29 protein-coding genes are annotated in these 24,893 nt (G+C 68.8%); 13 read left to right on the top strand and 16 right to left on the bottom strand.

The window, feature by feature from the left end:
- Entirely contained in the window at positions 1-1,371 is a 1,371-nt protein-coding gene (locus ACFYM2_RS03195) for a YibE/F family protein (protein WP_358997849.1), read from the top strand.
- 4 nt (positions 1,372-1,375) lie between these two features.
- On the opposite strand, the gene ACFYM2_RS03190 is transcribed toward ACFYM2_RS03195, so the two are convergent.
- From ACFYM2_RS03190 to ACFYM2_RS03180, 3 genes are all read right to left on the bottom strand, one after another.
- Complete coding sequence (locus ACFYM2_RS03190; protein WP_358998167.1) at positions 1,376-1,810, bottom strand: SsgA family sporulation/cell division regulator; 435 nt, start codon at positions 1,808-1,810, stop codon at positions 1,376-1,378.
- A gap of 743 nt (positions 1,811-2,553) precedes the next feature.
- Positions 2,554-2,775: a DUF5326 family protein gene (locus ACFYM2_RS03185; protein WP_350231510.1), complete on the bottom strand. Its 222-nt coding sequence runs from the start codon at positions 2,773-2,775 to the stop codon at positions 2,554-2,556.
- 160 nt (positions 2,776-2,935) lie between these two features.
- Positions 2,936-3,253 (bottom strand): cupin domain-containing protein, encoded by a 318-nt coding sequence (locus ACFYM2_RS03180; protein ID WP_388832841.1) that lies wholly within the window; start codon positions 3,251-3,253, stop codon positions 2,936-2,938.
- 50 nt (positions 3,254-3,303) lie between these two features.
- On the opposite strand from ACFYM2_RS03180, the gene ACFYM2_RS03175 reads away from it, so the two are divergent.
- The 3 genes from ACFYM2_RS03175 (at position 3,304) to ACFYM2_RS03165 (ending at position 5,528) form a co-directional block, all read left to right on the top strand.
- Complete coding sequence (locus ACFYM2_RS03175; RefSeq protein ID WP_350231508.1) at positions 3,304-3,684, top strand: phage holin family protein; 381 nt, start codon at positions 3,304-3,306, stop codon at positions 3,682-3,684.
- Between the two features lie 122 nt (positions 3,685-3,806).
- Positions 3,807-4,943, top strand: coding sequence for a cystathionine gamma-lyase (locus ACFYM2_RS03170; RefSeq protein ID WP_388457615.1), 1,137 nt, complete (start codon positions 3,807-3,809; stop codon positions 4,941-4,943).
- 102 nt (positions 4,944-5,045) lie between these two features.
- The gene (locus tag ACFYM2_RS03165) at positions 5,046-5,528 is read left to right on the top strand and encodes an NUDIX hydrolase (protein ID WP_350231506.1); all 483 of its coding nucleotides are present in this window, start codon (positions 5,046-5,048) and stop codon (positions 5,526-5,528) included.
- Here ACFYM2_RS03165 and ACFYM2_RS03160 read toward each other — a convergent pair.
- Complete coding sequence (locus tag ACFYM2_RS03160) at positions 5,525-6,169, bottom strand: HAD-IB family phosphatase (protein ID WP_358997841.1); 645 nt, start codon at positions 6,167-6,169, stop codon at positions 5,525-5,527. The two genes, ACFYM2_RS03165 and ACFYM2_RS03160, sit on opposite strands and share 4 nt — an antisense overlap.
- A 152-nt stretch (positions 6,170-6,321) precedes the next feature.
- On the opposite strand from ACFYM2_RS03160, the gene ACFYM2_RS03155 reads away from it, so the two are divergent.
- Positions 6,322-6,471 (top strand): hypothetical protein, encoded by a 150-nt coding sequence (locus ACFYM2_RS03155; RefSeq protein WP_358997838.1) that lies wholly within the window; start codon positions 6,322-6,324, stop codon positions 6,469-6,471.
- 89 nt (positions 6,472-6,560) lie between these two features.
- On the top strand, positions 6,561-7,415 hold the full coding sequence (locus ACFYM2_RS03150; protein ID WP_388832838.1) for a GNAT family N-acetyltransferase: 855 nt from the start codon (positions 6,561-6,563) through the stop codon (positions 7,413-7,415).
- 94 nt (positions 7,416-7,509) lie between these two features.
- Here the strand turns inward: ACFYM2_RS03150 and ACFYM2_RS03145 are convergent, their stop codons facing one another.
- Both ACFYM2_RS03145 and ACFYM2_RS03140 read right to left on the bottom strand, forming a co-directional pair.
- Positions 7,510-7,941 carry a heme-binding protein gene (locus ACFYM2_RS03145; RefSeq protein WP_388832835.1) on the bottom strand — a complete coding sequence of 144 codons (432 nt, stop codon included), beginning with the start codon at positions 7,939-7,941 and terminating at the stop codon, positions 7,510-7,512.
- 56 nt (positions 7,942-7,997) lie between these two features.
- A complete protein-coding gene (locus ACFYM2_RS03140) occupies positions 7,998-9,209 on the bottom strand; it encodes an MFS transporter (protein ID WP_388832832.1) in 1,212 nt (403 codons plus the stop codon).
- A gap of 137 nt (positions 9,210-9,346) precedes the next feature.
- Here ACFYM2_RS03140 and ACFYM2_RS03135 point away from each other — a divergent pair, with 137 nt between their 5' ends.
- Both ACFYM2_RS03135 and ACFYM2_RS03130 read left to right on the top strand, forming a co-directional pair.
- Positions 9,347-9,805 (top strand): MarR family transcriptional regulator, encoded by a 459-nt coding sequence (locus tag ACFYM2_RS03135; protein ID WP_359002515.1) that lies wholly within the window; start codon positions 9,347-9,349, stop codon positions 9,803-9,805.
- A gap of 23 nt (positions 9,806-9,828) precedes the next feature.
- Entirely contained in the window at positions 9,829-10,281 is a 453-nt protein-coding gene (locus ACFYM2_RS03130) for a GNAT family N-acetyltransferase (protein WP_359002517.1), read from the top strand.
- A gap of 67 nt (positions 10,282-10,348) precedes the next feature.
- Here the strand turns inward: ACFYM2_RS03130 and ACFYM2_RS03125 are convergent, their stop codons facing one another.
- From ACFYM2_RS03125 to ACFYM2_RS03110, 4 genes are all read right to left on the bottom strand, one after another.
- Positions 10,349-11,752 carry a serine hydrolase domain-containing protein gene (locus tag ACFYM2_RS03125; RefSeq protein ID WP_388832829.1) on the bottom strand — a complete coding sequence of 468 codons (1,404 nt, stop codon included), beginning with the start codon at positions 11,750-11,752 and terminating at the stop codon, positions 10,349-10,351.
- A 106-nt stretch (positions 11,753-11,858) separates the two neighbouring features.
- The gene (locus tag ACFYM2_RS03120) at positions 11,859-12,641 is read right to left on the bottom strand and encodes an oxidoreductase (protein ID WP_388457607.1); all 783 of its coding nucleotides are present in this window, start codon (positions 12,639-12,641) and stop codon (positions 11,859-11,861) included.
- Positions 12,642-12,721: 80 nt separating this feature from the next.
- A complete protein-coding gene (locus ACFYM2_RS03115) occupies positions 12,722-13,300 on the bottom strand; it encodes a TetR/AcrR family transcriptional regulator (protein WP_388457605.1) in 579 nt (192 codons plus the stop codon).
- A 116-nt stretch (positions 13,301-13,416) separates the two neighbouring features.
- On the bottom strand, positions 13,417-13,992 hold the full coding sequence (locus ACFYM2_RS03110; RefSeq protein ID WP_388457603.1) for an ArsR family transcriptional regulator: 576 nt from the start codon (positions 13,990-13,992) through the stop codon (positions 13,417-13,419).
- 113 nt (positions 13,993-14,105) lie between these two features.
- On the opposite strand from ACFYM2_RS03110, the gene def reads away from it, so the two are divergent.
- Entirely contained in the window at positions 14,106-14,768 is a 663-nt protein-coding gene (gene def, locus ACFYM2_RS03105; protein ID WP_388832826.1) for a peptide deformylase, read from the top strand.
- A 470-nt stretch (positions 14,769-15,238) separates the two neighbouring features.
- Here the strand turns inward: def and dnaB are convergent, their stop codons facing one another.
- Positions 15,239-16,732 (bottom strand): replicative DNA helicase, encoded by a 1,494-nt coding sequence (gene dnaB / locus ACFYM2_RS03100; RefSeq protein ID WP_388832823.1) that lies wholly within the window; start codon positions 16,730-16,732, stop codon positions 15,239-15,241.
- A gap of 423 nt (positions 16,733-17,155) precedes the next feature.
- Here dnaB and ACFYM2_RS03095 point away from each other — a divergent pair, with 423 nt between their 5' ends.
- The gene (locus ACFYM2_RS03095) at positions 17,156-18,505 is read left to right on the top strand and encodes an MATE family efflux transporter (RefSeq protein WP_359002541.1); all 1,350 of its coding nucleotides are present in this window, start codon (positions 17,156-17,158) and stop codon (positions 18,503-18,505) included.
- A gap of 111 nt (positions 18,506-18,616) precedes the next feature.
- Here ACFYM2_RS03095 and rplI read toward each other — a convergent pair whose 3' ends face one another.
- The 4 genes from rplI to rpsF all read right to left on the bottom strand — a co-directional run bounded on the left by rplI (position 18,617) and on the right by rpsF (position 20,314).
- Complete coding sequence (gene rplI, locus ACFYM2_RS03090) at positions 18,617-19,063, bottom strand: 50S ribosomal protein L9 (protein ID WP_350231492.1); 447 nt, start codon at positions 19,061-19,063, stop codon at positions 18,617-18,619.
- Between the two features lie 18 nt (positions 19,064-19,081).
- Positions 19,082-19,318, bottom strand: coding sequence for a 30S ribosomal protein S18 (rpsR, locus tag ACFYM2_RS03085; protein WP_003956534.1), 237 nt, complete (start codon positions 19,316-19,318; stop codon positions 19,082-19,084).
- A gap of 43 nt (positions 19,319-19,361) precedes the next feature.
- Positions 19,362-19,949 carry a single-stranded DNA-binding protein gene (locus tag ACFYM2_RS03080; RefSeq protein WP_359002543.1) on the bottom strand — a complete coding sequence of 196 codons (588 nt, stop codon included), beginning with the start codon at positions 19,947-19,949 and terminating at the stop codon, positions 19,362-19,364.
- 74 nt (positions 19,950-20,023) lie between these two features.
- On the bottom strand, positions 20,024-20,314 hold the full coding sequence (gene rpsF / locus ACFYM2_RS03075; protein WP_067162183.1) for a 30S ribosomal protein S6: 291 nt from the start codon (positions 20,312-20,314) through the stop codon (positions 20,024-20,026).
- A gap of 265 nt (positions 20,315-20,579) precedes the next feature.
- Here rpsF and ACFYM2_RS03070 point away from each other — a divergent pair, with 265 nt between their 5' ends.
- The 3 genes from ACFYM2_RS03070 (at position 20,580) to ACFYM2_RS03060 (ending at position 23,253) form a co-directional block, all read left to right on the top strand.
- Entirely contained in the window at positions 20,580-20,891 is a 312-nt protein-coding gene (locus ACFYM2_RS03070; RefSeq protein ID WP_350231490.1) for a hypothetical protein, read from the top strand.
- 144 nt (positions 20,892-21,035) lie between these two features.
- The gene (locus tag ACFYM2_RS03065) at positions 21,036-22,154 is read left to right on the top strand and encodes a peptidoglycan bridge formation glycyltransferase FemA/FemB family protein (RefSeq protein WP_359002545.1); all 1,119 of its coding nucleotides are present in this window, start codon (positions 21,036-21,038) and stop codon (positions 22,152-22,154) included.
- A 67-nt stretch (positions 22,155-22,221) separates the two neighbouring features.
- A complete protein-coding gene (locus ACFYM2_RS03060; protein WP_359002547.1) occupies positions 22,222-23,253 on the top strand; it encodes an alanine racemase in 1,032 nt (343 codons plus the stop codon).
- A gap of 86 nt (positions 23,254-23,339) precedes the next feature.
- Here ACFYM2_RS03060 and ACFYM2_RS03055 read toward each other — a convergent pair whose 3' ends face one another.
- Positions 23,340-24,848: a glycosyltransferase family 87 protein gene (locus tag ACFYM2_RS03055; protein ID WP_388457589.1), complete on the bottom strand. Its 1,509-nt coding sequence runs from the start codon at positions 24,846-24,848 to the stop codon at positions 23,340-23,342.
- Positions 24,849-24,893: the final 45 nt, after the last annotated feature.

Raw genomic sequence — 24,893 nt, 5'->3', positions numbered from 1 at the left:
GTGACCCCACCAGAACCGCACCCTCCGCATCCCCCCGGCGGACCCGGCCAAGGACACGGCCACACGCACGGCCACGCGCATGGCCACTCACACGGTCACGGGCCCGCGGCACCCGTCTCCAAGCACCTTCGCAAGGTCATCGCCGCCGTCCTGATCCCCTTCTCCGCGGCGGTACTTGTGGGGCTCGTGGTGCTCTGGCCCGGCGGCGCCCCACCGCACCAGCGCACCGGGGTCGGCTTCGACCGCCAGACCCAGCAGGCCAAGGTCCTCACGGTGGACAAAGTGGACTGCGCGTCGGTCCACGCGGGTCAGACCCCGTCGAACGGTGACACCTCCACCGCTGAGAGCGGGCAGGCGAGGAACGCCCCGCGCCAACCGTGCGGCAAGGCCACCGTCGAGGTCACCTCCGGCAAGGAGAAGGGCCGCACCTTCACCGAGGTCGTCCAGCCCGACTCGCCGCGCCAACTGCACGCCGGTCAGGGCGTGATCGTCTCGTACGCCCCCGACGCCCCCCACGACCTCCAGTACTCGGTGACCGATGTGAACCGGCGCTTCCCGATGGCGCTGCTCGCGGGGATCTTCGCGCTCGCGGTCGTGGTCGTCGGCCGGCTGCGCGGGGTGATGGCGCTGATCGCCCTGGTGGTCTCGTTCGCCGTGCTGACCTTTTTCATCCTTCCGGCGGTGTTGCAGGGTTCCAATCCGCTGCTTGTGGCGGTGGTCGGGGCGAGCGCCATCATGCTGATCGCGCTCTACATGTGCCACGGCCTGTCCGCGCGCACCTCGGTCGCCGTGCTCGGCACCCTCGTCTCGCTGATGCTCATCGGGCTGCTCGGCTCGCTCTTCATCGGCTGGGCCGCGCTCACCGGCAACACCGACGACAACACCGGCCTCATCCATGGCCTTTACCCGGGCATAGACATGTCCGGCCTGCTGCTCGCGGGCGTCATCATCGGCTCGCTCGGCGTGCTGGACGATGTGACGGTCACGCAGACCTCGGCGGTGTGGGAGCTGCACGAGGCGAATCCGACGATGGGCCCGCGCGGCCTGTACCGGGCGGGCATCCGGATCGGCCGCGACCACATCGCCTCGGTGGTCAACACCCTGGTGCTCGCCTACGCGGGCGCCGCGCTGCCCCTGTTGCTGCTGTTCTCGATCGCGCAGAGCAGCGTGGGCACGGTGGCCAACAGCGAGCTGGTGGCCGAGGAAGTCGTCCGCACGCTCGTCGGGTCGATCGGGCTGGTCGCTTCGGTGCCGCTGACCACCGCGCTGGCCGCCCTGGTCGTCTCCGCGGACCGGCCCGCCCCCGACGGCCGCGCGGCGCCCCGGCCGGCCGTGAGACGCGGCGCGGGCGGTCATCGCCGCAGGAAGTAGCGGGTCAGCCCGCGTTCTCCTCCGCCAGGATGCGCCCGAGCGCGTCCTCCAGGTGGCCGTCGAACTCCCCGAGCGCCCACTCCTGTCCCAGGGGTACGAGCTTGTCGGTACGGTCCAGGAAGGCCACCAGGGGCGCGACGCCGGCCCGGAAGAGGGCGCGGTCGGCGCCCACTTGGAGCTTGATGTGGACATCGCACAGCTCATCGGGCTCGCTGGGCTCGATCCGTACGTCGCCGTCCCCGGCCGGTTCGTTGATCCCGTCGAGCAGCAGCTCCCGCCCGAAGGTCCAGGTGACAGGCGCGTCTCCGGGGAGGTGGAAGGTCATGCGCACGGCATAGGGGTCCGCCGCCTCGTACGTCAGCTCCACCGGGATCCGGAAGGCCAGCTCCTCGGAGACGAGGAACTTCATCATCACTTCTGCCTGAACCGACTCATGCATCGTCATGTACCCCGCTTGTGGCTGAAATCGGCCAGGAATGAACCCTCAGAGCCTTGGTGACGCCATCGTGCTGTACGCGTCGGCAGATCACAAGGAGTGAGTTTTCAGATACCGATAGAGAACATGAGCGAACGGTGCAGCGCGCCCACCTCGCCGCGCAGGCGTTCGACGGCAGGCAGGGGGCGTTACGCCTGGTGAAGGGGACGGAAAAGGCCACGGTCTCGGCGCCGGAACCTGTCGTCATAGGGATCACGGCGCATAAGCCGCTGAGGGCGTGCTCCAGGCGTTTGACGAGGAGACTCTTACGCTGCGTGATCGCGACGCGTTCCGTCAGGGCCTGGCGATTCCGTATGGTGCAGGGCTTGATCGCTTCGAGCGTGGCCGGTCGAGGTGGCCCTCGCGGGCCTGGTCGTCGGGCCGGCCGCGTAGGCGCTGCCCGAAGGCTCGGGCGTGCCCGGTCGCCGGGAAGCGGGTCCGCTCCTCGACGGCGAGCGCGGCGGGAGTGTCGGCAACCCGGCGATCGCGATCTCACCCTCGCGGTGGACAGCGAAGTAGACGGGCACCCCCGAGGGAGTCCCGCCAACGGTCCAGAGAGTCAGTGATCGTGCTGCGCCTTCCGCGGCGCCCCGTGGTGGGCCGGCCGCTCGGCCGCCGCACCACAGCTCACCTTCAGGCGTGCTGCCGGGCGCCACGCCCGCCTGCGTGGGACGCCGGGCGGAACTTCATGTTCCGCCCGGGTTCCGCTACCAGCCGCCGCGCGAGGAGGACGAGGAGGACAGGAACCTGCGCACCACGTAGATCAGACCACCCACCAGAGCCACGAAGACCAGGACCTTGAAGAGCAGTCCGAACAGGAAGCCGACCACGCTCGCGATCAGGCCGCCGAACACGACCAGGGCGATGACGGGCACGGCGACCCACTTCACCCACCAGGGCATCCCCGCGAATATCTCCCGTGCGGCCATCGTCCTTACCTCTTTCTGTTAGCTTCTGTCAGTTTTCTGCCAGTTCACGCATTCCGTGCCTTCGACACTCTCGATGCTAGGGGCGACCGGGTACCCAGCGGGGCGGTCGCAGCCCTTGAACTCCCCTGACCGGACCCCTAGGGAAGGTCAGGGGCGACCCTCAGCTCTCCGGCGGAGAGAAGACGACCAGAACCCTCAGATCCTCGGTGATGTGGTGGAACTTGTGGGCCACTCCGGCGCGCACATAGACCACGCTGCCGCGCGAGACCTGCGTCGTCTCCAGGCCCACGGTGATCGAGGCGCGGCCGCTGGCCACGAAGTAGATCTCGTCCTGGGCATGCGGGGACTGCGAGTCGTGGGCGCCGGCATCGAGCGCGTACAGCCCCGCCGACATGTTCCGCTCCCGTAGGAACTGCAAATACGCGCCGTCGTTGGCGGCCCGCTCCGCCTCCAACTCGTCGAGCCGGAAATCTTTCATCGCCGTCCGCCCCTGCACTCGTGCCGATCGTGTCTGCCACGATCGGGCCCATGAAGAATTTTGTAGTCAAAACGATCGCCAACGCGGGCGCGCTGGCAGTGGCCGTCTGGCTGATGAAGAACATCACCCTGACCGGCGACAACACCGGCAAGAAGGCCTTGACGCTGATTCTGGTCGCGCTGGTCTTCGGCGTGGTGAACTTCGTCGTCAAGCCGGTGGTGAAGCTGCTGTCCTTCCCGCTGTTCATCCTCACCCTCGGCCTGATCACCCTGGTGATCAACGCGTTGATGCTGCTCCTGACGTCGTGGCTGGCCGACAAGCTGCATCTCAGCTTCCACGTCGAGGGCTTCTGGACCGCACTGCTCGGCGCCCTGATCATCTCGATCGTCTCGTGGGCGCTGCACCTCGCCCTTCCCGACGACAAGGACTGAGCGGTACCCCTCATTTCGTCTCGGTGCGCGCGCCGGCCGTCGGCGCGTACCGTGACGGTGCTCGGCGAGCACGATGGTGGAACGTCCCACACGGCACGGCAGTTCCAGAGGGAGTGTGTGGCATGACAGGTGACGGCACGCGGTCCGTTCGCGCCGGTCTTCCCGACCCGGTCGCCTACGAGCCCACCCTTCCGGGCCCGGTGTTCGCCGCCCACTTCCACCTGCCCGGCGAGGCGTCCGGGCCGTACACCTACGGCCGTGACACCAACCCGACGTGGACCCATCTGGAGCGGGCCATCGCCGAACTCGAGTCGCCCGACGAGAGCGCGGAGGCAATCGTCTTCGCGTCCGGGATGGCGGCGGTGTCGGCCGTCCTGCTCTCCCAGGCGCGCTCCGGCGACACGGTGGTCCTGCCCGAGGACGGCTACCAGGCCCTGCCCTTGATCCGTGAGCAACTGGAGGCCTACGGCATCGAGGTGCGCACGGCACCGACCGCGGGCGACGCTCAACTGGCCCACCTGGACGGCGCGAAGCTGCTGTGGATCGAGACACCGTCCAACCCGGGTCTCGACGTGTGCGACGTACGCCGCCTCGCGCGGGCGGCGCATGAGGCCGGCGCCCTCGTGGCGGTCGACAACACCCTGGCCACTCCGCTCGGGCAGCGCCCCCTCGACCTCGGCGCGGACTTCGCGGTCGCCAGCGGCACTAAGGGGCTGACCGGGCACGGCGATCTTCTGCTCGGCTATGTGGTGTGCCGCGCCCCGGAGTTCGCCGCGCGTGTACGCAAGTGGCGCAAGGTCGTCGGGGCGATCCCGGGGCCGATGGAGGCATGGCTGGCCCACCGCTCGCTGGCGACCCTGCATCTGCGGGCCGACCGGCAGGCCGAGAACGCCCTGGCCCTCGCCCAGGCGCTGGCCGGGCGCGACGAGGTCACGCGCCTGCGCTACCCGGGCCTGCCGTCGGACCCCGCCCACCGGCTGGCCTCGGCCCAGATGCGGCGCTTCGGCTGCGTGGTGTCCTTCGACCTTCCCGACCGCGCCTTCGCCGAACGCTTCCTGGCGGCACTGCGCCTGGTCGACGACGCCACCAGCTTCGGCAGCGTGCGCTCCACCGCCGAACGGCGCGGCCGCTGGGGCGGTGACGCGGTGGGGGAGGGGTTCATCCGGTTCTCCGTCGGCGCGGAGGACGCACCGGATCTGATCGCCGACGTGGAGCGCGCGCTGGACGAGGCAGGTTCGGCCCGCGGCGGCTCCCGCTGAGGGAGCGCTTTCCGCTCGTCGGGCGCCGCCTGCGCCTACCCGCTTCACGGCGGGGCACGCGCGGAGAGTTTCGCCGGGGCCCCTTCGGGCCACATTCCTCCCATGACCGTACGTCCAGTGGTCAAGCGCACCGCACGAGCCGTTCTGCTCGACGGCGACGACCTGATTCTGATCAAGCGCACCAAGCCCGGCATGGATCCCTACTGGCTCACACCAGGCGGCGGGGTCGAGCCCGAGGACTCCACCGTCGTCGAGGCCCTTCACCGCGAGGTGCACGAGGAGCTGGGCGCCAAGATCACCGATGTGGTGCCCTGCTTCGTCGACACCGTCGAGCACATCGGCGCCGACGGGGGCTCGACGGGAGTGAAGGTCCAGCACTTCTTCGTCTGCCACCTCGACTCCATGGACCCCTCGTTGCGCCACGGCCCCGAGATCGAGGACCCTTGCGGGGAGTACGAGATCGTCCGGATCCCGTTCACCCGGGTGGGGATCGCCTCCGTACACCTCGTGCCCCTGTCCCTCAGGCACTATCTCGACGGCAACATCGAGGGAGTGCGGGCCATGCACGCACCCGACCTGGGCTAGCTCCGGCTCTCGAGCTCTCCCCGGACCAGCGCGTAGGCCTCTCGCAGGTCGTCGCCCGTGTACGTATAAGTGGCGAGCCCGGCGAGATGGTGGTCGGCATTCACCGCGACCGACACGGGTACCGCCGCGAAAAGATCCACGTCGGACATGGAGTCCCCGTACGCCACACAGCTTGCGGGGTCCACTCCGAACTCGGCACACAGCCGCTTCATGACGGTGACCTTGGCCACCGGGCTGAGGATGCCGGCCGGGTCCACGGGCCGCGTGAAGGGCACGTCCGGGAAGAGTGAACCGTGCGCGGCGTGGGCGCCCCAGCCGAGCAGCCGCTCCACGAAGAAGGACGGGGAGAGCGAAATGACGGCGCAGTAGTCGCCGCGTTCCCGGATCTCCCGCCAGACGTCCTGGATCCCGGTGAGCCAGGGGGCGTTCTCGAAGGCGCTCGTCACCTGCACATCGGTGAGCCCTGACCATAGGGCGTGCACACGCACCCCGTACTCAGGCGATCCGATCACCCCGGTGGCCAGCTCCCGCTCCAGCTCGCCGATCTCATGGAGGAGTCCAAGCTGCCGGGATATCTCGATCGGCGCGGCGGAGCCCCGGATGAGCGTGCCGTCGAGATCGAAGAGGTGAAGTCTCGCCATGTACGCCGAGGCTAGTAGGTCTGGTTACTCCCCCGGTCGGACGCCCTGATCAGTCGCTCGGCGCCACCCTGTTTCACGTGAAACAACCACGATGAACCGCATGGAGCCCCACGCGCCGCCCGCCGTTTCACGTGAAACATCTCCGTCGGCCGATGCGCCGGGTCTGGCTGGTGGTCCATGTCGCCGCCTCGGGAAGCTGGCTGGGCCTGGCCGTCGGCCTGCTCGGGCTCGGCCTGGTAGCCGCCTCGGTCGTGTCCTCCTTCGCGTACTTCTTCATGACGGCGATTTCGGTGCTCAAGTGATGGGGACTGACGGCGCGTGGCCGGAAGTACCGTGCCGACAGTCAGAAAAAGGTGGACGCCGCGCCGGTGCGTCGGACAATCTGACCCTCATGCCCTCACCGCTCAGCGAGCTCCCCCTGCGCCGTCTCACCCTGGAAGATCTCACGGCCTGCGCCGACCTCTCCGAAGACCGGGGCTGGCCGCGCGAGGAACACAAATGGGGGCTCCTCCTCACGGCAGGGACCGGGTACGGAATCGACGCCCCCGACGGCAAGGGCCTGCTCACCGCGTGCGCCGTCACCTCGTACGGCCCAGGACTCGCGGCCATCGGGATGGTCCTGGTGGCCGAGCGCTTCGCGCGGCAGGGCGTCGGACGCCGCCTCATGAAGGAGGTGCTGCGCGAACTGGCCGGCACTCCTTTGACCTTGCACGCCACAGTGCAAGGGCGCCCGCTGTACGAGGCGCTGGGCTTCAAGGCGACTGGCCGCGCGGAGATGGTCAGGGGCAACTTCCAGCCGTCCGGTCCTGCGCCGACGGTGGCGACCCGTCCCGCGAACGCCGACGACCTGCCCGCGATCCTCCGGCTCGACGCCGAGGTGTTCGGCGAGGACCGCACGCACATGATCGCCCGCCTGCCGGCCTTCAGCGATCAGCTGCGGGTCGCCGAGGACGCCTCTGGACTGAGGGGTTTCGCGGCCGCCTGGCCCAACATGCACACCCACGTGGTGGGTCCGTTGATCGCCCGTGACACGGAGACGGCGAAGGCTCTGGTCGCCTCGCTCGCGGCGGGCACGGACCGCCCGCTGCGCACGGATGTGGACGTACGCCACGAGGAGCTGCTGAGCTGGCTCAAGGCATCGGGCCTTGAAACGGTCGGTTTCAACGCGGTGATGACGTACGGCGTCCCGGAGCTCCCCGGCGACTGGACCCGCCGCTTCGCTCCCCTGACGGTGGCGGCGGGCTAGCGGGCAGGGCAGGCGCCTGCGGCTCCCCGCCCTGACGGGCCTGCGCATCCTCATGTGCCGTGGCCCGAGGGCCACTTGAGGGCGTACGGAGTGATCAGCGCCCGGCCAGGGACTCCACCGCCGCGTTCGCGAACGCGTGGTCCTGCTCAGGGGCGCCGCCGCCCACGCCTATCGCTCCGACGAGACGCCCGTCCCGCTGCACGGGGACGCCTCCCGCGATGAAGAGGAGCGGCCGGTCAAGGGCCGTCGGCAGCGTGTGGAAGGGGCCGCCCGGCTGGACGGCGTCCACGAGGTCGGCGGTCGGGGTGTTCAGCTGGAGCGCCGTGTACGCCTTGCGCGTGCTGGTCTCGCCGGCGATCAGCACGGCGCGGTCGTCCCGGCGGAAGGCGAGCAGGTGGCCCCCCGCGTCGAGAACGCTGATCGCGACGGCGGTTCCGGCGGCCTCTGCCACGGTCCGGGCCGCTTCCACGAGGGTTTCCGCGTCCTGAATGGTGAGCGGGGCCGCGGCGATGGTGGTGGTGCTCATGAGGGGTAACTCCTTGACAGGGCTGGGCGGTTGTTCAGCTGGGGCTGGACGGTTGGTCAGTGATGAGCAGCGGTGGCCGGTGTCGGTTCAGCCACCCTGTCCGTGACGGTCCGGGCGGTCGCGTTCGTACGGCACTCCAGAACGCTGGAGACGACGGCGAGCACGACGGCGGACGCGGCCAGTGCGGCGCCGACCCAGTTGGGCGCGGTGTAGCCGAACCCGGCCGCGATGACGATGCCGCCGAGCCAGGCGGAAAGAGCGTTGCCGAGGTTGAAGGCGCCGATGTTCACGGCGGAGGCCAGGGTGGGAGCGCCCGCGGCCTGGTCGAGCACGCGCTTCTGCAGCGGGGGCACCGTGGCGAAGCCGAGCGCGCCGATGAGGAGCACCATGACGGCCGAGGCGAGCTTGTCGTGGGCGGCCACCGTGAACAGCGCCAGGACCACGGCGAGCCCGGACAACGACACGAAGAGCATCGGCATCAGCGCGCGGTCCGCGAACCGGCCCCCGATGAGGTTTCCTGCGACCATGCCGAGCCCGAAGAGGACGAGCAGCCAGGTGACAGAGGTGTCGGCGTAACCGGCGACACCCGTCATCATCGGGGTGATGTAGGTGATCGCGGCGAACACTCCACCGAAGCCGAGCACGGTCATCGCCATGGCGAGCAGCACCTGGACGTTGCGGAACGCGGCGATCTCGTGCCGCAGCCGTACGCCCTCGGCCTTCGGCATGTCCGGGACGAGCTTGGCGACGCCGAGCAGACCGAGTACGCCGAGCGCCGCGACCACGAAGAACGTCGCACGCCAGCCGGCTTGCTGCCCTATGAGGGTGCCGGCCGGCACTCCCACCACGTTGGCCACGGTCAGGCCGGTGAACATCATGGCGATCGCACCCGCCTTCTTCTCCGGAGCGACCAGGTCGGCCGCGACGACCGAGCCGATCCCGAAGAAGGCGCCGTGCGCGAGCGAGGCGACGAGCCGCCCGGCCAGCATCAACCCGAAGGCGGGCGCGACCGCGGAGAGCACATTTCCGACGATGAAGAAGCCCATCAGGAGCATCAGCATCCGCTTGCGGGAGATCCTCGTGCCGAGGACGGTCATCAGCGGCGCGCCGAGCATCACGCCGACCGCGTAGCCACTGACCAGGTATCCGGCGGTGGGAATGGAGACATCGAAGGTGCCGGCCACCTCGGGGAGCAGCCCCATGATCACGAATTCCGTGGTGCCGATACCGAACGCCCCAATGGCGAGGGCTAGGAGCGCGAGTGGCATGGGATGACCCTCCAGGAGATTGCGTAAGACCTTTACAGGCGTACACAATAATTGCAGGCGCGCGCTAAATGCAAACGCGGGCTATTGCAACGGTGGACTATCCTGAGGACAAGCCGCTCCGGACGGAGGACACCCGCATGACCGCGACGGATCCCGCTCTCACCGCCCTCGCCCAGGGCTGGTGTGCGCTTTCCCTGCTGCACGGCAGGATCGACGCCCACATCGAACGCGCACTGCAGTCGGCGCACGATCTCAGCGTGCGCGAGTATTCGCTGCTCGACGTCCTCAGCCGCCAGCACAGCGGCCCGGGCGGCCACCTCCAGATGAAGCAGGTCGCTGACGCCGTGGTCCTCAGCCAGTCAGCCACGACCCGGCTCGTGTCCCGCCTGGAGGACCGGGGCCTGCTGACCCGCTACCTCTGCGACACCGACCGGCGCGGCATCTACACCGATGTGACCGAGGCCGGCCTCGCCCTGCTCGCCGAGGCCCGGCCCACCAATGACCGGGCGCTGCGCGAGGCATTGGACGAGGCGGCGAAGAAAGCGGAGCTGGCGCCCCTGGTGCGCGCGGTCGAGGAGCTTCACGTCGCCGCCTGAGGGGCCGGAGTATCGTCCCGATCATGACCAATCTGAAGATCAGACCCGCGAGGACCGAGGACATCCCTGCGATCGTGGCGATGCTCGCGGACGATCCGCTGGGCGCGGTGCGCGAGTCGCCGGACGACCTCACGCCCTATCGCACCGCGTTCGACCGGCTCGTCGATGACCCGAATCAGCACGTGGTGGTGGCTGACCGGGATGGCGAGGTCGTCGGGACGCTCCAGCTCACGGTCATCCCCGGCCTGTCCCGCCGCGGTTCCACTCGCTCGGTCATCGAAGGTGTGCGCGTGCACGGTGCGGAGCGAGGCAGCGGTCTCGGCACCCAGCTCATCGAGTGGGCCGTGGAGGAGTCAAGGCGCCAGGGCTGCCAGTTGGTCCAGCTGACCTCGGACGCCAGCCGCGCCGACGCACATCGGTTCTACGAGCGGCTGGGGTTCGAGGCCTCCCACGTGGGGTTCAAGAAGCCCCTGTAGGTCGGTGTTTCACGTGAAACACCGACCTGCTCCGGCTCTCAGGGTCCGGCCCGTTTCACGTGAAACGTCAGACGCCCCGCCAGCCTTCGGGGTCCACGCCTCCCGGCACGACTGCCGCCTCAGGGCCATACGGTTCGCGGGTGAACACGAAAGACCCGAGGTCGAGGTGGCTCACGGAGCCGTCGGACCGCACCATCGCACGCAGCGTCTCCCCGCGGTGGTAGCCGTCAAGTCCCGTCCACGTCCCCTCCGCGTCGGCCTTGAACCGGGAAGGCCGCCCGGAGCCGCGCAACGGCTCCAGAGCCACGCCCCCGCCGGTGGTGAGCCGCAGCCCGTAGGCGTGGGTGCCCCAGTACCAGAGCCCGGTGAGCGCGAGAAGCCGCTCGTCCGCCTCGGGGAGGGGACGCCAGGGTTCGGGGAAGCGTGGCTCGGCCTTCGCCACGATCTCCACGAGATCGGTCGCCAGCGTGCCGCACAGCGGCCCGGAGGTCGCGTTGGCCAGCGCGACGGCGGCCACCCCGTCGGCCACACTCACCCAGAGACCGGCGACGAATCCGGGCAGGGAGCCGGTGTGGCCGGCGAGTTCACGTCCTCCGGTCCGGGCGAGTTGCAAGCCCAATCCATAACCGCTGTCCCAGGCGCCGGCCTCCGGCGCCACCGCCGGGGCGCGCATCTCCGCCACGGATTCGGCGCTCAGGACCCGTTCGTCGCCTTCGGCCAAGAAGAGGGCGAACCGGCAGAGGTCCGCCGCCGTCGACCACAGCTGTCCAGCGGGCGCCATCAGCCCCAGGTCTTCCGACGGCTCGGGCAGCAGGACATCGGCCCAGGGGTGCACGGCCCAGCCGCCCGCGTGCGGGTCCATCGGTTGCGTACTCGTCCGGTCGAGCCCCAGCGGTACCAGGATTTCGTTCCGCAGCGCCTCCTCCCAGGACACGCCGCGTACCGCCTCCACCAGGGAGCCGAGCAGCGTGTAGCCGGGGTTGGAGTAGTGGTGCACTCGTCCCGCCGGATGCGGGGCCGGCCGGTCGCCCAATACATCGGCGAGCTCGGGCCGGAGGTCACCGGCTGTCCGTTCCCACCAGGGTGCGGGTGCCTCGGCCGCCAAACCGGCGGTATGGGCGAGGAGTTGGGCGATCGTGGCTTCGCCGGCCGCGGTACCGGGCAGATGCGCTTCCAGCGGGTCGCCGAGGTCCAGCAACCCCTCGTCACGGAGCCTCAGCACCAGCACGGCGGTGAAGCATTTGGTGATGGAGCCGATGCGGTACTGCACATCCGCATCCGGAGCGTGCCCGTCGACGGAGGTGCGCGACCCCGACCACACCATCCGGCCGTCGCGCGCCACAGCCGCGACGAGCGAAGGAGCCCGCCCTCGGGACTGCTCCACCGCGACGCGGTGCAGCAGAGCGCGCCGCGTCGCGGGCAGCAACTCCTCGAAAGGGGCCGGTGATACGGGGGAGGTGAATGAAGTCATGGAGCCAGGTCTAACCGCGAACCCGGCTCCCCGTCGACACCATTTCGCCGGCGTCCCGCACGTGCGTCCGCCGGAGGCCGCAGGCGGGGCGGGTGGCGTCTCTTCGCTAGAGCGTCTTGATGGTGCCGCCGTCGATGACGTAGTCGGCGCCCGAGATGTTGCCGGCGACATCGGAGAGCAGGAAGGTGATCAGAGCCGCCACCTCCTGGGGCTCGGTGATGCGACCGGTGGTGATGCCGAACGCCTCCGGGAGCCGCTGGAGGAATGCCGCGTGTTCCGCCCCGGCCCCTGCTGCCACCCTGCCGCCGAAGCCGTCCGGGTCCTCCCAGATGGCGGTGCGGACCACACCGGGGGAGACGGTGTTCACCCGCACGCCCTGGGGCCCGAATTCCTCGGCCAGGGACTTCCCGAGCGCCGCGAGGGCCGCCTTGGCGGCGCTGTAGGCGACCGGACCGGCGGCGGGCAGCCGGGAGTTGACGGACGAGACGTTGACGATCGCACCGCGGCGCTCGACGAGACTGGGCAGCGCCGCCCGGCTGGCACGGACCGTGCTGAGGAGGTTGAGATCGAAGATGCGGGCCCACTGCGCATCGTCGGTGTCGAGGAACCCGACGGGCTCCACATCGTCACCCGCGCCGACGTTGTTCACGAGCAGGTCGATACCACCGAGCTCGGCCAAGGCCCGGTCCATCAGATGGGCGACACCTTCAGCGGTGCTCAGGTCGGCGGAGACCGCGTAGGCGCCGGTCTGCTCCAGTTCGGGGGTGATGGTGCGGGCGGCCCCGACGACGCGGACGCCCTCTTCGGTCAGGGAACGCACGGTCGCGAGTCCGATGCCCCGGCTCGCACCGGTGACAACAGCTGTCTTGGACGCCAGATTGAGGTGCACGACACTCCAATTCTTGAACTTCAGGTACAAAATGTGGCCACAAAGCCGCCAGGCGGAATGGATGCCGCCTGGAGGGTCAGTCAGAGGGAGTCGAGCGTCGCGTCGATCACGCGAGCCAGTCGGCCGGGCCCCTCGGCGACGCGCGCGATGAGCCGCAGACCAATGATGGTGTTCAGGAGCATGCTTCCCAGCGCAGCCGGATCGCGGTCGGGCGCGATCTCGCCCGAGCGCTGCCCCTGCTCGATCAGCGCCTGGAACGCGGCTTCGGTGCGGTCGAACATGCGGCGGACGAGCTCGGCGGCCACGTCATCCGTCGCGGCGAGTTCGGCCGCAGCGTTCACCGCCATGCACCCCCGGCGGTCCGGATCGGCGAGGTCCATCACGGCCAGCGCCTCCAGCGCCCTACGGAGCCGCGCCTTGACCGGCCCCGGTTCCTCCAGCATCTCGATCAGCGCGACGGCCTGACTGTCGCGGTACCGCCGAAGCGCCCGCTCGAACAGCGCGTGCTTGCTGCCGAAGGTGTTGTAGAGGCTGCCCTTGCCGATGCCGAGCGCGTCGACGAGGTCCTGGGGGGTGGTCCCGGCATACCCCTTGCTCCAGAACACCTCCATGGCCTGCTCGACGGCGACATCCGGATCGAACTGCTTCGCCCTTCCCATGACAAGGACCCTACCACTTTTCTGTACCCACAAGTCAAGAAAGCGCCGACATCGGGTCCGGGCAGGTCATCGTCCCGGTGACGGGCGCACGCGAGTGCGGAGCGGTCGACGACTCCTCAGTCCTGGTCCGCGCCGTCTGCTGTGTGGGGAAGCAGGGGGAACAGTCGGGTGATGAGGGCCACCGGACGAGCGCCGTCCGGCCGGGCCAGAGGGCGTTGTTCGCGGTCCTGATAGGGCGCGAGGGCCCGTTGGACCACGTCCGCGACCCGGCTCATCTCTGCGGGTGTCAGGTAGGCAACGGCACTGAAGGCTTCGTCGTGGCGCCATTCGGACGGAGCCTCGTCTCGCTGGGTCAGCCATCGCCGCCAGCTCTCGTCCTCCAGCCCGCGGGCCAAGTCGCCGAACTGCTCCTCCCCAGGCGCGTCGGCAGCGTGGGCCTGCTGCTTCAGACGCCAAGGACGCGCCCGGCCCCCGCTGTGGGGAGCCTCTTCGATGCGTCCGTGACGTGCGAGCTGCCGTAGGTGGAATGAGCAGAGGCCGGAGCTGTGGCCCAGCCGGGAGGCGGCTTCGGTCGCGGTGACGGTGCCGACTTCAGCCAGTAGGTCCAGCAAGGCTGTGCGGACCTCGTGCTCGCGCAGTTCTTCGCCGTTGCCGGCTGTCCCGCCCGGGCTGTAGACATCATCCTCAGTCACTTTGCAAAGTCTGCTACTTTGCAAAGTGGCTGGCAAGCCGTAGTCCTGGTTGAAGTCATCAGCTGCGGTGACCCCCGCAGCATCTGTGACGTGCGTAAAAAGGGGAGACGCGTATGTCTGTTCGTCACGAGCGGTCCCGTCCCGTCGACCGCCGAGTCCGTGTGCACGGCCGCCCGGTGGACGCCTGTCCGGCTCTGCCACCAGAGGCGGAACGCGGTTCGGTTCGCAGGGTCACGGTGGTGGGTGAGGAGGTACTGAGCCGTCCGTGTCGGGAGGTGACCGAGTTCGGCACTCCGCAGCTGTCGGCGTTGATCGACGACATGTTCCTGACCATGTATGTGGCCGACGGAGCCGGCCTGGCTGCCAACCAAGTGGATGTCGGCCTGCGGCTGTTCGTGTATGACTGCCCGGACGACTACGGGATCCGCCATGTCGGCCACATCATCAACCCGGTTCTGGACCTGCCCGGTCCGGGTAGCCGCCGACTCGTTGACGACTTCGAGGGCTGCCTGTCCGTGCCCGGTGCGCGCATGCCGGTCCCGCGCACCGATCGTGCCGTCGCTCGCGGGCTCGACAAGGACGGCAACCCCCTCGTCATCGAAGGAACGGGTTACTTCGCCAGGTGCCTGCAACACGAGACCGACCACCTCTTCGGTCACACCTACCTCGACCGACTCTCCAACCGCCATCGCAAAGACGCGCTTCGGCAGATGGCAGAGCGCCGTGAGGACGTCTTCGCCCAACGCGTGATCAAGGCGTCCCGCTTGGGCGCATGAGACGCCTGGTGGAAGCGGCCACGTTTCTGCCGAAGGGGGCCGCATCCTGCGGCCTGCTCGGGGGTGCGGAGGGCGGGGTGGGTGGCTGGGGCTCCACCGCGTGGCCGAAGAGAGATGTTGTGAGTGTGGGCCCAGTGGCCCACGTTCGCGGTACTCATGCCGATTTCACGGGCAGGGTCCGGCAGAGTTCGGCGGCGGTGGACGTACCGCTCAAGGAGCCAGTCCCGTTCGAGGCGCCGCGGCGCCTGTGGTCCTGTGAGCCCTCGCCGAGCGGGATTCCGTACTCCTTTGGCGAGATCGGTCAGGACTCTGCGCGAGAAGCCTGTAAGGGCGGGGACCTGCTGGAGGGACCGGAGTTCTTCAGGGTAGAGCTGGGTGAGGCGCCCTGCCGGGATGGCGGATTACCTCTTGGTCACCGAAGCGGGGCCCGTGGTCGCGGACGCGAAGCCACTGCTCCGTAGCCGACCTCATCAGGTCTGAGCCATGTCCACGAAGCGGGAGTAGTGGCCCTGGAAGGCGACGGTGATGGTCGCCGTCGGGCCGTTACGGTGCTTGGCGACGATCAGGTCCGCCTCGCCCGCGCGGGGCGACTCCTTCTCGTACGCGTCCTCTCGGTGCAGCAGGATGACCATGTCCGCGTCCTGCTCGATGGAGCCCGACTCACGCAGGTCGGAGACCATCGGCTTCTTGTCCGTGCGCTGTTCGGGACCACGGTTCAGCTGCGAGAGCGCGATCACCGGCAACTGGAGCTCCTTCGCCAGCAGCTTCAGGTTTCGCGACATGTCCGAGACTTCCTGCTGGCGGCTCTCGGCCCGCTTGGAGCCGCCCGACTGCATCAGCTGCAGATAGTCGATGACGACGAGACGAAGGTCGTTGCGCTGCTTCAGACGGCGGCATTTGGCGCGGATCTCCATCATCGACAGGTTCGGCGAATCGTCGATGTAGAGCGGCGCCTGGGAGACGTCCGGCATGCGGCGGGCCAGCCGCGTCCAGTCCTCGTCGGTCATGGTGCCCGAGCGCATGTGGTGCAGGGCGACCCGGGCCTCGGCGGACAGCAGACGCATCGCGATCTCGTTGCGCCCCATTTCGAGGGAGAAGATCACGCTGGGCAGGTTGTGCTTGATCGAACAGGCCCGCGCGAAGTCCAGCGCCAGGGTGGACTTACCCATGGCGGGACGGGCGGCGATGACGACCATCTGGCCGGGGTGCAGGCCGTTGGTGAGCGAGTCGAAGTCGGTGAACCCGGTGGGCACCCCGGTCATCTCGCCGCTGCGCGACCCGATCGCCTCGATCTCGTCGAGCGCGCCCTCCATGATGTCGCCGAGCGGCAGGTAGTCCTCGCTGGTGCGCTGCTCGGTGACCGCGTAGATCTCGGCCTGCGCGGAGTTGACGATGTCGTCGACGTCTCCGTCCGCCGCGTATCCCATCTGCGTGATCTTGGTGCCCGCCTCGACGAGCCGGCGGAGCACCGCCCGTTCGTGGACGATCTCCGCGTAGTAGGAGGCGTTGGCAGCCGTCGGCACCGACTGGACCAGGGTGTGCAGATACGAGGCGCCGCCGACCCGGGTGATCTCACCGCGCTTGACCAGTTCCGCGGCGACCGTGATGGGGTCCGCGGGCTCGCCCTTGGCGTAGAGATCGAGGATCGCCGTGTAGACGGTCTCGTGCGCCGGCTTGTAGAAATCGTGGCCCTTGATGATCTCCACGACGTCCGCGATGGCGTCCTTGGAGAGCAGCATGCCGCCGAGCACCGACTGCTCGGCGTCGATGTCCTGCGGGGGTACGCGCTCGAAGCCGGAGGACCCGCCGTCCCAGTCGTCCTGGCCCCGGTCGTGCTGCTCGTCACGGCTTCGGCCCCGCCCGCGGCCTCGCACCTCGCTGTCGCCGCGCTGGCGGGAAACAGGCAGACGGTCGCTCGGACCGGTATCGGCCCAGGGCTCGTCCAACGGCTCGGGAATGCTCACCGGGCCACCTCCTCCCGTCCGCTCCGCGGACCTAGCCGTGCCACTCTTTCTACGGCACGACACTGACAAAACGAGACGCGCGACTCCGGTTCCGACGCGACGGGCGCCGGACCACGTTAGGCCCGGAAGCGGCGTCAGCCAATCTGGTTATCCACAGGGCATGTGGACGAAGGACCGGATGCTGTGGAGAAGTGTTCTGAACCTGTGCACGGACCGGGGGACAGCACTGTGGACAAAGTCATAGCCTCTCCATCATCAAGGGCCTGACCTGCACTTTCTCCGTCCACCGGCTGTGGGGGAGAAAAACTTTCCCGACTGGCTCAAGATCAGGGGACCCGGGCCGGGGAAGAACAGGATCAGGGCTCATAAGTAAGGACCACTGACGTATTGCAGCTGTTACCTGTGGAAGATTAGATTGGCCCCATGACACAGGCTCCCGTGGCACCGGAGAACGACCGGCGCACCTCCCGACGCCGACACGATCGCGAGATCCTGTCCCTTGCGGTCCCGGCCTTCGGCGCGCTCGTCGCCGAGCCGCTCTTCGTGATGGCCGACAGCGCGATCGTGGGCCATCTGGGGACCCCGCAGCTGGCCGGTTTGGGTATTGCCGCTCCCCTGCTCACCACCGCCGTGAGCATCTTCGTCTTCCTCGCGTACGCCACCACCGCCGCCGTGTCCCGGCGCGTGGGCGCCGGAGACCTGCCGGGGGCGATACGTCAGGGCATGGACGGCATCTGGCTCGCCCTGCTCCTTGGAGCGGCGGTCGTCGCCACGGTGCTTCCCGGTGCCCCTTGGCTCGTCTCCCTGCTCGGCGCCTCGGATACCGCGGCCCCCTATGCCACCACCTACCTCCGCATATCGGCCCTCGGCATACCCGCCATGCTCGTCGTGCTCGCCGCGACCGGCGTACTGCGCGGACTTCACAACACCAGGACGCCCCTGTACGTGGCGGTCGGCGGCTTCGCCGTGAATGGCGCACTGAATCTGGGGCTCGTCTACGGAGCCGGGCTCGGCATCGCCGGCTCGGCCTGGGGCACGGTCATCGCCCAGCTCGGCATGGCTGCCGTCTACCTCGTCGTCGTCGTGCGCGGGGCGCGCGATCACGGTGCCTCCTTGCGTCCCGACGCCGTCGGCATACGAAACAGCGCCCGCGCGGGCGTGCCTCTGCTGATTCGTACGCTGTCGCTGCGGGCCGTGCTGATGGTCGCCACCGCCGTGGCCGCCCGCCTGGGCGACGCCGATGTCGCCGCGCACCAGGTCATCCTGTCCCTGTGGACCCTGCTGGCCTTCGCCCTGGACGCGATCGCCATAGCCGGGCAGGCGATCATCGGCCGGTATCTGGGGGCCGACGATGCCAAGGGCGCCCGTCGGGCCTGCCGCCGCATGGTCGAGTGGGGTATCACCTTCGGCGTGCTGCTCGGCCTGCTCGTGGTGGCCACCCGTCCGCTCTTCATCCCGCTGTTCACCAGCGACCACGCCGTCCAGGACGCCTTGCTCCCAGCCCTGCTGGTGGTGGCCCTCGTCCAGCCGGTGGCCGGGGTCGTATTCGTACTCGACGGCGTCCTGATGGGCGCCGGTGACGGCGTCTATCTGGCGAGGGCCATGGTGGTGACTCTCGTCGTCTTCGTCCCCGCCGCGCTGCTCGTGCCGGCACTCGGCGGCGGTCTGACCGAGCTCTGGTGGGCGATGGCGCTGATGATGGTGGTCCGCATGCTGACCCTCACCTGGCGCGCCCGATCGGGACGCTGGCTGGTCACTGGCGCGACGCGCTGACCCAAGAATGGCCGGACAACGGGGAGGGCCCCACCACGCCCGACGTTGTTTCACGTGAAACGGAGAAAGGGCCGCACCCCAGGGGGTACGGCCCTTTCTGCAACGCTGTGCTTAGGCGGCGATGACCTCGACGCCAAGCTTCGCGACAACGTCGGCGTGCAGACGCACGGACACCTGGTGGGCACCCAGGGTCTTGATCGGCGAACCGAGCTCGACGCGGCGCTTGTCCACGTCCGGGCCACCGGCGGCCTTGATCGCCGAAGCGACGTCAGCCTGGGTGACGGAGCCGAAGAGACGGCCGGCGTCGCCGGAGCGAACAGCCAGACGCACCTTCACGCCTTCGAGACGGGCCTTGACCTCGTTGGCCTGCTCGATGGTCGCGATCTCGTGGATCTTGCGCGCACGACGGATCTGCGCGACGTCCTTCTCGCCACCCTTGGTCCAGCGGATCGCGAAACCACGCGGGACCAGGTAGTTGCGAGCGTAGCCGTCCTTGACGTCAACGACGTCGCCGGCAGTGCCGAGGCCAGAGACCTCGTGGGTGAGGATGATCTTCATTTTTCGGTCACCCTTCCCTTATCGCGCGGTGGACGTGTAGGGCAGCAGCGCCATCTCACGGCTGTTCTTGACGGCCGTGGCGACGTCACGCTGGTGCTGCGTGCAGTTGCCGGTCACGCGGCGGGCACGGATCTTGCCGCGGTCGGAAATGAACTTCCGCAGCATGTTCGTGTCCTTGTAGTCCACGTAAACGGTCTTGTCCTTGCAGAAAGCGCAGACCTTCTTCTTAGGCTTGCGCACAGGCGGCTTCGCCATGGTGTTTCTCCTGTGTGATCAAGATGTGGGGTAGCGAGCAGCCCTAGAAGGGCGGCTCGTCCGAGTAGCCGCCGCCGGAGCTTCCGCCCCAGCCGCCACCGCCGCCGCCACCCTGCTGCGGCTGTCCGCCGCCGGCCGGCGCGCTGGAGGCCCACGGGTCGTCGGCGGGGGCACCGCCGCCGGCCTGCTGGCCACCGCTGGGAGCTCCGCCCCAGCCGCCGCCCTGCTGCTGAGCGCCGCCGCCGTATCCACCCTGGCCGCCGCGACCGGTGGTCTTGGTGACCTTGGCCGTGGCGTTCTTGAGGCTGGGGCCGACTTCCTCGACGTCCAGCTCGTAGACCGTGCGCTTGACGCCCTCGCGGTCCTCGTAGGACCGCTGCCTCAGCCGGCCCTGCACGACGACGCGCATGCCTCGCTGAAGCGACTCAGCGACGTTCTCCGCCGCCTGGCGCCAGACCGAGCAGGTCAGGAACAGGCTCTCGCCGTCCTTCCACTCATTGGTCTGACGGTCGAAGGTGCGGGGAGTGGACGCGACACGGAACTTCGCGACGGCCGCACCGGAGGGGGTGAAGCGCAGCTCGGGGTCGTCGACGAGATTGCCGACGACCGTGATGACGGTCTCGCCTGCCATGGGTGAACCTCTCGGCGGGGATTGCTGCTGGCTGCTGTGTTGCTACTCGGACCCGATTGCCTCTGAGCGGAAGCTCAGTGGGTCTCGGGACGGAGGACCTTGGTCCGGAGGACCGACTCGTTCAGGTTCATCTGACGGTCGAGCTCCTTGACGACCGCAGGCTCGGCCTGGAGGTCGATGACCGTGTAGATGCCCTCGGGCTTCTTCTTGATCTCGTAGGAGAGACGACGACGGCCCCAGGTGTCGACCTTCTCGACCTTTCCGTTGCCCTCACGGACGACAGAAAGGAAGTTCTCGATCAGGGGAGAGACAGCGCGCTCCTCCAGATCGGGGTCGAGGATGACCATCACCTCGTAGTGACGCATGTGGAACCCACCTCCTTTGGACTCAGCGGCCACGGTCGTTCCGTGGCAGGAGGGTCGTGATGCGTAAGCAACGGTATCCGCCCCCACTGACAATCCCCCTCCGTAAGGAGCGGGACGGCATGCGGGCACGGCTGACACCGGTGCAGACCGTCCAGAGTACCTGTTGACCCGCTTCCGGTTGAAATCCGGTGGACGGGGGACGCAATCTGTACAGATCGGGTGTGTGCGGCGTCACCCTGCGCCGCCTTCCGCCAGGAGGTGCCCCATGGCACAAGCAGTGCGACCGAATGCCCCGTCCCTCTTCGCCACCGACGGCAAGGCCCATCCCCTCCAGGACACGTTCATGGCCGTCACGGTCGTCCTGGGCGTGCTGTCCTTCACCACGGCCTGGTTCTACAACCTCCACCTGGTCAGCTCGTGGGCCGGCCTGATCGGAATCCTCACCGGTGCGTACGGCCAGTTCATCTCGGCGACCACGCGTGAGCGGTTCCTGCTGATCCTCGGACTCGGGGCCTGCGCCGTGGGGTTCTTCCTCGGCATGGCCCACGGCGGGCTCTTCGGCGGCGTCGTCGGCTGACGCCGCGCGGCGTCCGGCACCGCGCGATGCCGCACGGCGGTGCGCCGTGCGGCCATCGAGGGCGCTCCTGTGGCCCAGTAGGCTTCGGCACGAGAGCCGGAGCCCCTGACCCCATGGGGACACACCTGCCGAGGAGCGCCCCGCATGAGCCTGACCCTGAGGACCATCAGCCGTGAGCAGCATCTGGCGTACATCCAGAACCTGCCCTCGGCGAGCCACTGCCAGGTCCCGGCGTGGGCTGACGTCAAGACGGAATGGCGTTCGGAGAGCCTTGGCTGGTTCGACAAGAACGAGCAGCTCGTAGGCGCCGGCCTGGTTCTCTACCGTCAGCTCCCCAAGGTGAAGCGCTACTTGGCGTACCTGCCCGAGGGCCCGGTCATCAACTGGTACGCCCCCAACCTGGACGAGTGGCTGAAGCCGATGCTCGCCCACCTCAAGCAGCAGGGCGCTTTCTCGGTGAAGATGGGCCCGCCCGTCGTCATCCGCCGCTGGGACTCGGCCGCCATCAAGTCCGGCATCCAGGACCCCGATGTGAAGCGGCTGCGCGACGTCGAGGCCACGCACATCGAGGCGCGGGCCTTCGAAGTGGCCGACCGGCTCCGCAAGATGGGCTGGCAGCAGGGTGAGGACGGCGGCGCGGGATTCGGTGACGTCCAGCCGCGCTACGTCTTCCAGGTCCCCCTGGCCAACCGCTCCCTGGACGACGTCCTCAAGGGCTTCAACCAGCTGTGGCGCCGCAACATCAAGAAGGCCGAGAAGGCCGGCGTCGAGGTGGTGCAGGGCGGCTACGAGGACCTGGCCGAGTGGCAGCGTCTGTACGAGATCACCGCGGTGCGCGACCACTTCCGGCCGCGCCCCCTGTCGTACTTCCAGCGCATGTGGACGGTCCTCAACTCCGAGGACCCCAACCGCATGCGGCTCTACTTCGCGCGCCACAACGGAGTGAACCTCTCCGCCGCGACCATGCTCGTCGTCGGCGGGCACGTCTGGTACTCCTACGGCGCCTCCGACAACATCGGCCGCGAGGTGCGGCCCTCCAACGCGATGCAGTGGCGGATGCTCCGTGACGCCTACGCGATGGGCGCGACGGTCTACGACCTGCGCGGCATCTCCGACTCGCTGGACGAGACCGACCACCTGTTCGGCCTCATCCAGTTCAAGGTGGGTACCGGTGGTGAGGCTGCCGAATACCTCGGTGAGTGGGACTTCCCGCTCAACAAGCTGCTCCACAAGGCGCTGGACATGTATATGTCGCGCCGCTGACCCGGTTGCGTAATCTCGTTCCTCGTATCTGCGACACCTCGCAGTCATCAGAAAGGTCCGGACGGCCATGGCGCTCACCCTCTACGTCGACTCCGCTCGCTGGCGGGCGCACCAGAAGTCCGTGATCGATCAATTTCCGGGCATCGTCCCGGTCTGCAAGGGCAACGGCTACGGCTTCGGCCATGAGCGGCTGGCGGACGAGGTGTCCCGGTTCGGCTCGGACATCCTGGCGGTCGGCACCACCTACGAGGCAGCCCGGATCAAGGACTGGTTCAGCGGCGACCTGCTCGTCCTGACGCCGTTCCGGCGCGGCGAGGAGCCGGTGCCGCTGCCCGACCGGGTCATCCGCTCCGTCTCCTCCGTGGACGGTGTGCACGCCCTGGTGGGCGCCCGGGTGGTCATCGAGTGCATGAGCTCGATGAAGCGCCACGGTGTGAAGGAGGAGGAGCTTGGGCTGCTCCGCTCCGCCATCGAGGACGTACGCCTCGAAGGCTTTGCGCTGCACCTTCCGCTGGACCGCACCGACGGCTCGGACGCCGTCGAGGAGGTCATCGCGTGGATGGACCGGCTGCGCGCGGCCCGGCTGCCGCTGCACACCATGTTCGTCAGCCACCTGCGCGCCGAGGAGCAGGCCCGGTTGCAGCAGCAGTTCCCGCAGACCCGCTTCCGGGCGCGCATCGGTACGCGGCTGTGGCTCGGCGACCACGAGGCGACCCAGTACCGGGGCTCCGTCCTCGACGTCACGCGGGTCACCAAGGGCGACCGGTTCGGCTACCGCCAGCAGAAGGTGGCCTCCGACGGCTGGCTGGTCGTGGTCGCCGGCGGCACCTCCCACGGTGTCGGGCTTGAAGCTCCCAAGGCCCTGCACGGCGTGATGCCGCGCGCCAAGGGAGTGGCCCGCGCGGGACTGGCCACCGTCAACCGCAACCTGTCGCCGTTCGTCTGGGCGGGCAAACAGCGCTGGTTCGCGGAGCCGCCGCACATGCAGGTGTCCATCCTGTTCGTGCCCTCGGACTCGCAGGAGCCGCGCGTGGGCGACGAGCTGGTGGCTCACCTGCGCCACACGACGACGCAGTTCGACCGCCTCATCGAACGCTGAGCGGGGCTCTCCCGCCCCCACACTTCGGGCCCCTGACCGGCGACAGCCGCCGCCGGTCAGGGGCCCGAGCCGTGCCCGTACGTTCTTCAGGACGCCGAGGTGCGTGCGCCCCACTCGACCCGTGGTCCCTCTTCGAGGGTGACCGCGTGCCGCGGGGGATGGGCCGCCTGGCCGAGCACGAAGACGTCCTCGGCGCGGTCGAGTACCCCGCCGGACGGATCGTCCGACCCGTCGCGGCGTACGACGTCCCGTTCCGGCATCAGGATGTCGCGCACCACTGCGGCGCAGAGGTACAGCGTGGCCAACAGGTGCACGGCGATGGCGAGTTGATAGCCCTCGGGTGGCAGGCCCTGGTGCTTCTCCCCGCTCATCGTGTACGCGAGGTACAGCCAGATTCCGAGGAAGTAGGCGACCTCACCGGCCTGCCAGATCAGGAAGTCCCGCCAACGGGGCCGGGCCAGCGCGGCCAGCGGGATCAGCCACAGAACGTACTGCGGTGAGTAGACCTTGTTGGTGAGGATGAACGCGGCGACGACCAGGAAGGCGAGCTGGGCGAAGCGGGGGCGGCGCGGCGCGGTCAGGGTCAGCACCGTGATGCCGGCGCAGGCGAGCACCATCAGGAGCAGAGCCAGCGTGTTCACCAGATCGGTGTCCAGGCCCTTGCCCGTGCGCTGCGAAATGATCAGCCAGAACGATCCGAAGTCGACGGACCGCTCCTGGCTGAAGGTGTAGAACTTCTTCCACCCCTCGGGCGCCAGGAGCATCACCGGCAGGTTCACGATCAGCCAGGCACCGGCGGCCCCCAGCGCCGCCGCCCCGAACTCCCGCCATTTGCCGGCCCGCCAGCACAGGACGAGCAACGGCCCGAGGATCAGTACGGGGTAGAGCTTCGCGGCCGTCGCGAGGCCGATCAGGATCCCGAAGGCGAGTGGACGGCTGCGCGACCACATCAGCAGGGCGACCGCGGTGAGAGCGACGGCGAACAGGTCCCAGTTGATGGTGGCCGTGAGCGCGAAGGCAGGGGCGAGGGCGACCAGCAGGGCGTCCCAGGGGCGGCGACGGTGCGTGCGCGCCACGCAGACGGCGATCACGGCCGTGCAGACCATCAGCATGCCCGCGTTGGCCATCCAGTACATCTGCTCGCGGTGCTGCATGTCGCCGCTGCCCGGAGTGAGCCAGGAGGCGACTTCCATGAACAGCCCCGTAAGCACCGGGTATTCGAGGTAGTTCATGTCGCCGTTGAGGCGGTCGAAGTACGGCACCAGGTTGTCGGCGAACCCGCGCAGCGAGTACAGGTGAGGGATGTCCGAGTAACAGGCGTGCGTGTACTGCGAATTGGCGCCCCGGAACCAGGCCCAGTCGTAGCACGGCACCTTCTGGGCCATCCCCAGGGCGAACATGCCGAGCGCGACGAGCACGACGATCCTGACCGGCGTGAGCCAACGGTGGCCGGGCCTGGCCCAGCGGCCGATCGGGCCACCGATCAGCTGGCTGCCCGCTGCGGCGACCTCGTCCTGATCCGTGGGGCGCACGACGGGTACCGCGGAGTCTCCGCGCCGGTCCTCGTACACACGGGGGCTCGTCTCGCTCGTCATGCCGGACATCCTGCCGTACACCGCTGTGGATACGGGGAGCCGCCG

This window comes from Streptomyces sp. NPDC006711 (genome assembly GCF_042869775.1).
Taxonomy (GTDB): Bacteria; Actinomycetota; Actinomycetes; order Streptomycetales; family Streptomycetaceae; genus Streptomyces.
Note: the sequence above shows the minus strand (reverse complement) of the source record. Positions and strands in the feature narration are given on the sequence as shown.

Excerpts from the sequence above, each read along its gene's own strand:
- ACFYM2_RS03190 (WP_358998167.1), bottom strand. The coding sequence starts at position 1,810 with ATGCATGAGTCGGTTCAGGCAGAAGTGATGATGAAGTTCCTCGTCTCC.
- ACFYM2_RS03185 (WP_350231510.1), bottom strand. The coding sequence starts at position 2,775 with ATGGCCGCACGGGAGATATTCGCGGGGATGCCCTGGTGGGTGAAGTGG.
- ACFYM2_RS03180 (WP_388832841.1), bottom strand. The coding sequence starts at position 3,253 with ATGAAAGATTTCCGGCTCGACGAGTTGGAGGCGGAGCGGGCCGCCAAC.
- ACFYM2_RS03175 (WP_350231508.1), top strand. The coding sequence starts at position 3,304 with ATGAAGAATTTTGTAGTCAAAACGATCGCCAACGCGGGCGCGCTGGCA.
- ACFYM2_RS03170 (WP_388457615.1), top strand. The coding sequence starts at position 3,807 with ATGACAGGTGACGGCACGCGGTCCGTTCGCGCCGGTCTTCCCGACCCG.
- ACFYM2_RS03165 (WP_350231506.1), top strand. The coding sequence starts at position 5,046 with ATGACCGTACGTCCAGTGGTCAAGCGCACCGCACGAGCCGTTCTGCTC.
- ACFYM2_RS03160 (WP_358997841.1), bottom strand. The coding sequence starts at position 6,169 with ATGGCGAGACTTCACCTCTTCGATCTCGACGGCACGCTCATCCGGGGC.
- ACFYM2_RS03155 (WP_358997838.1), top strand. The coding sequence starts at position 6,322 with ATGCGCCGGGTCTGGCTGGTGGTCCATGTCGCCGCCTCGGGAAGCTGG.
- ACFYM2_RS03150 (WP_388832838.1), top strand. The coding sequence starts at position 6,561 with ATGCCCTCACCGCTCAGCGAGCTCCCCCTGCGCCGTCTCACCCTGGAA.
- ACFYM2_RS03145 (WP_388832835.1), bottom strand. The coding sequence starts at position 7,941 with ATGAGCACCACCACCATCGCCGCGGCCCCGCTCACCATTCAGGACGCG.
- ACFYM2_RS03140 (WP_388832832.1), bottom strand. The coding sequence starts at position 9,209 with ATGCCACTCGCGCTCCTAGCCCTCGCCATTGGGGCGTTCGGTATCGGC.
- ACFYM2_RS03135 (WP_359002515.1), top strand. The coding sequence starts at position 9,347 with ATGACCGCGACGGATCCCGCTCTCACCGCCCTCGCCCAGGGCTGGTGT.
- ACFYM2_RS03130 (WP_359002517.1), top strand. The coding sequence starts at position 9,829 with ATGACCAATCTGAAGATCAGACCCGCGAGGACCGAGGACATCCCTGCG.
- ACFYM2_RS03125 (WP_388832829.1), bottom strand. The coding sequence starts at position 11,752 with ATGACTTCATTCACCTCCCCCGTATCACCGGCCCCTTTCGAGGAGTTG.
- ACFYM2_RS03115 (WP_388457605.1), bottom strand. The coding sequence starts at position 13,300 with ATGGGAAGGGCGAAGCAGTTCGATCCGGATGTCGCCGTCGAGCAGGCC.
- def (WP_388832826.1), top strand. The coding sequence starts at position 14,106 with ATGTCTGTTCGTCACGAGCGGTCCCGTCCCGTCGACCGCCGAGTCCGT.
- ACFYM2_RS03095 (WP_359002541.1), top strand. The coding sequence starts at position 17,156 with ATGACACAGGCTCCCGTGGCACCGGAGAACGACCGGCGCACCTCCCGA.
- rplI (WP_350231492.1), bottom strand. The coding sequence starts at position 19,063 with ATGAAGATCATCCTCACCCACGAGGTCTCTGGCCTCGGCACTGCCGGC.
- rpsR (WP_003956534.1), bottom strand. The coding sequence starts at position 19,318 with ATGGCGAAGCCGCCTGTGCGCAAGCCTAAGAAGAAGGTCTGCGCTTTC.
- ACFYM2_RS03080 (WP_359002543.1), bottom strand. The coding sequence starts at position 19,949 with ATGGCAGGCGAGACCGTCATCACGGTCGTCGGCAATCTCGTCGACGAC.
- rpsF (WP_067162183.1), bottom strand. The coding sequence starts at position 20,314 with ATGCGTCACTACGAGGTGATGGTCATCCTCGACCCCGATCTGGAGGAG.
- ACFYM2_RS03070 (WP_350231490.1), top strand. The coding sequence starts at position 20,580 with ATGGCACAAGCAGTGCGACCGAATGCCCCGTCCCTCTTCGCCACCGAC.
- ACFYM2_RS03065 (WP_359002545.1), top strand. The coding sequence starts at position 21,036 with ATGAGCCTGACCCTGAGGACCATCAGCCGTGAGCAGCATCTGGCGTAC.
- ACFYM2_RS03060 (WP_359002547.1), top strand. The coding sequence starts at position 22,222 with ATGGCGCTCACCCTCTACGTCGACTCCGCTCGCTGGCGGGCGCACCAG.
- ACFYM2_RS03055 (WP_388457589.1), bottom strand. The coding sequence starts at position 24,848 with ATGACGAGCGAGACGAGCCCCCGTGTGTACGAGGACCGGCGCGGAGAC.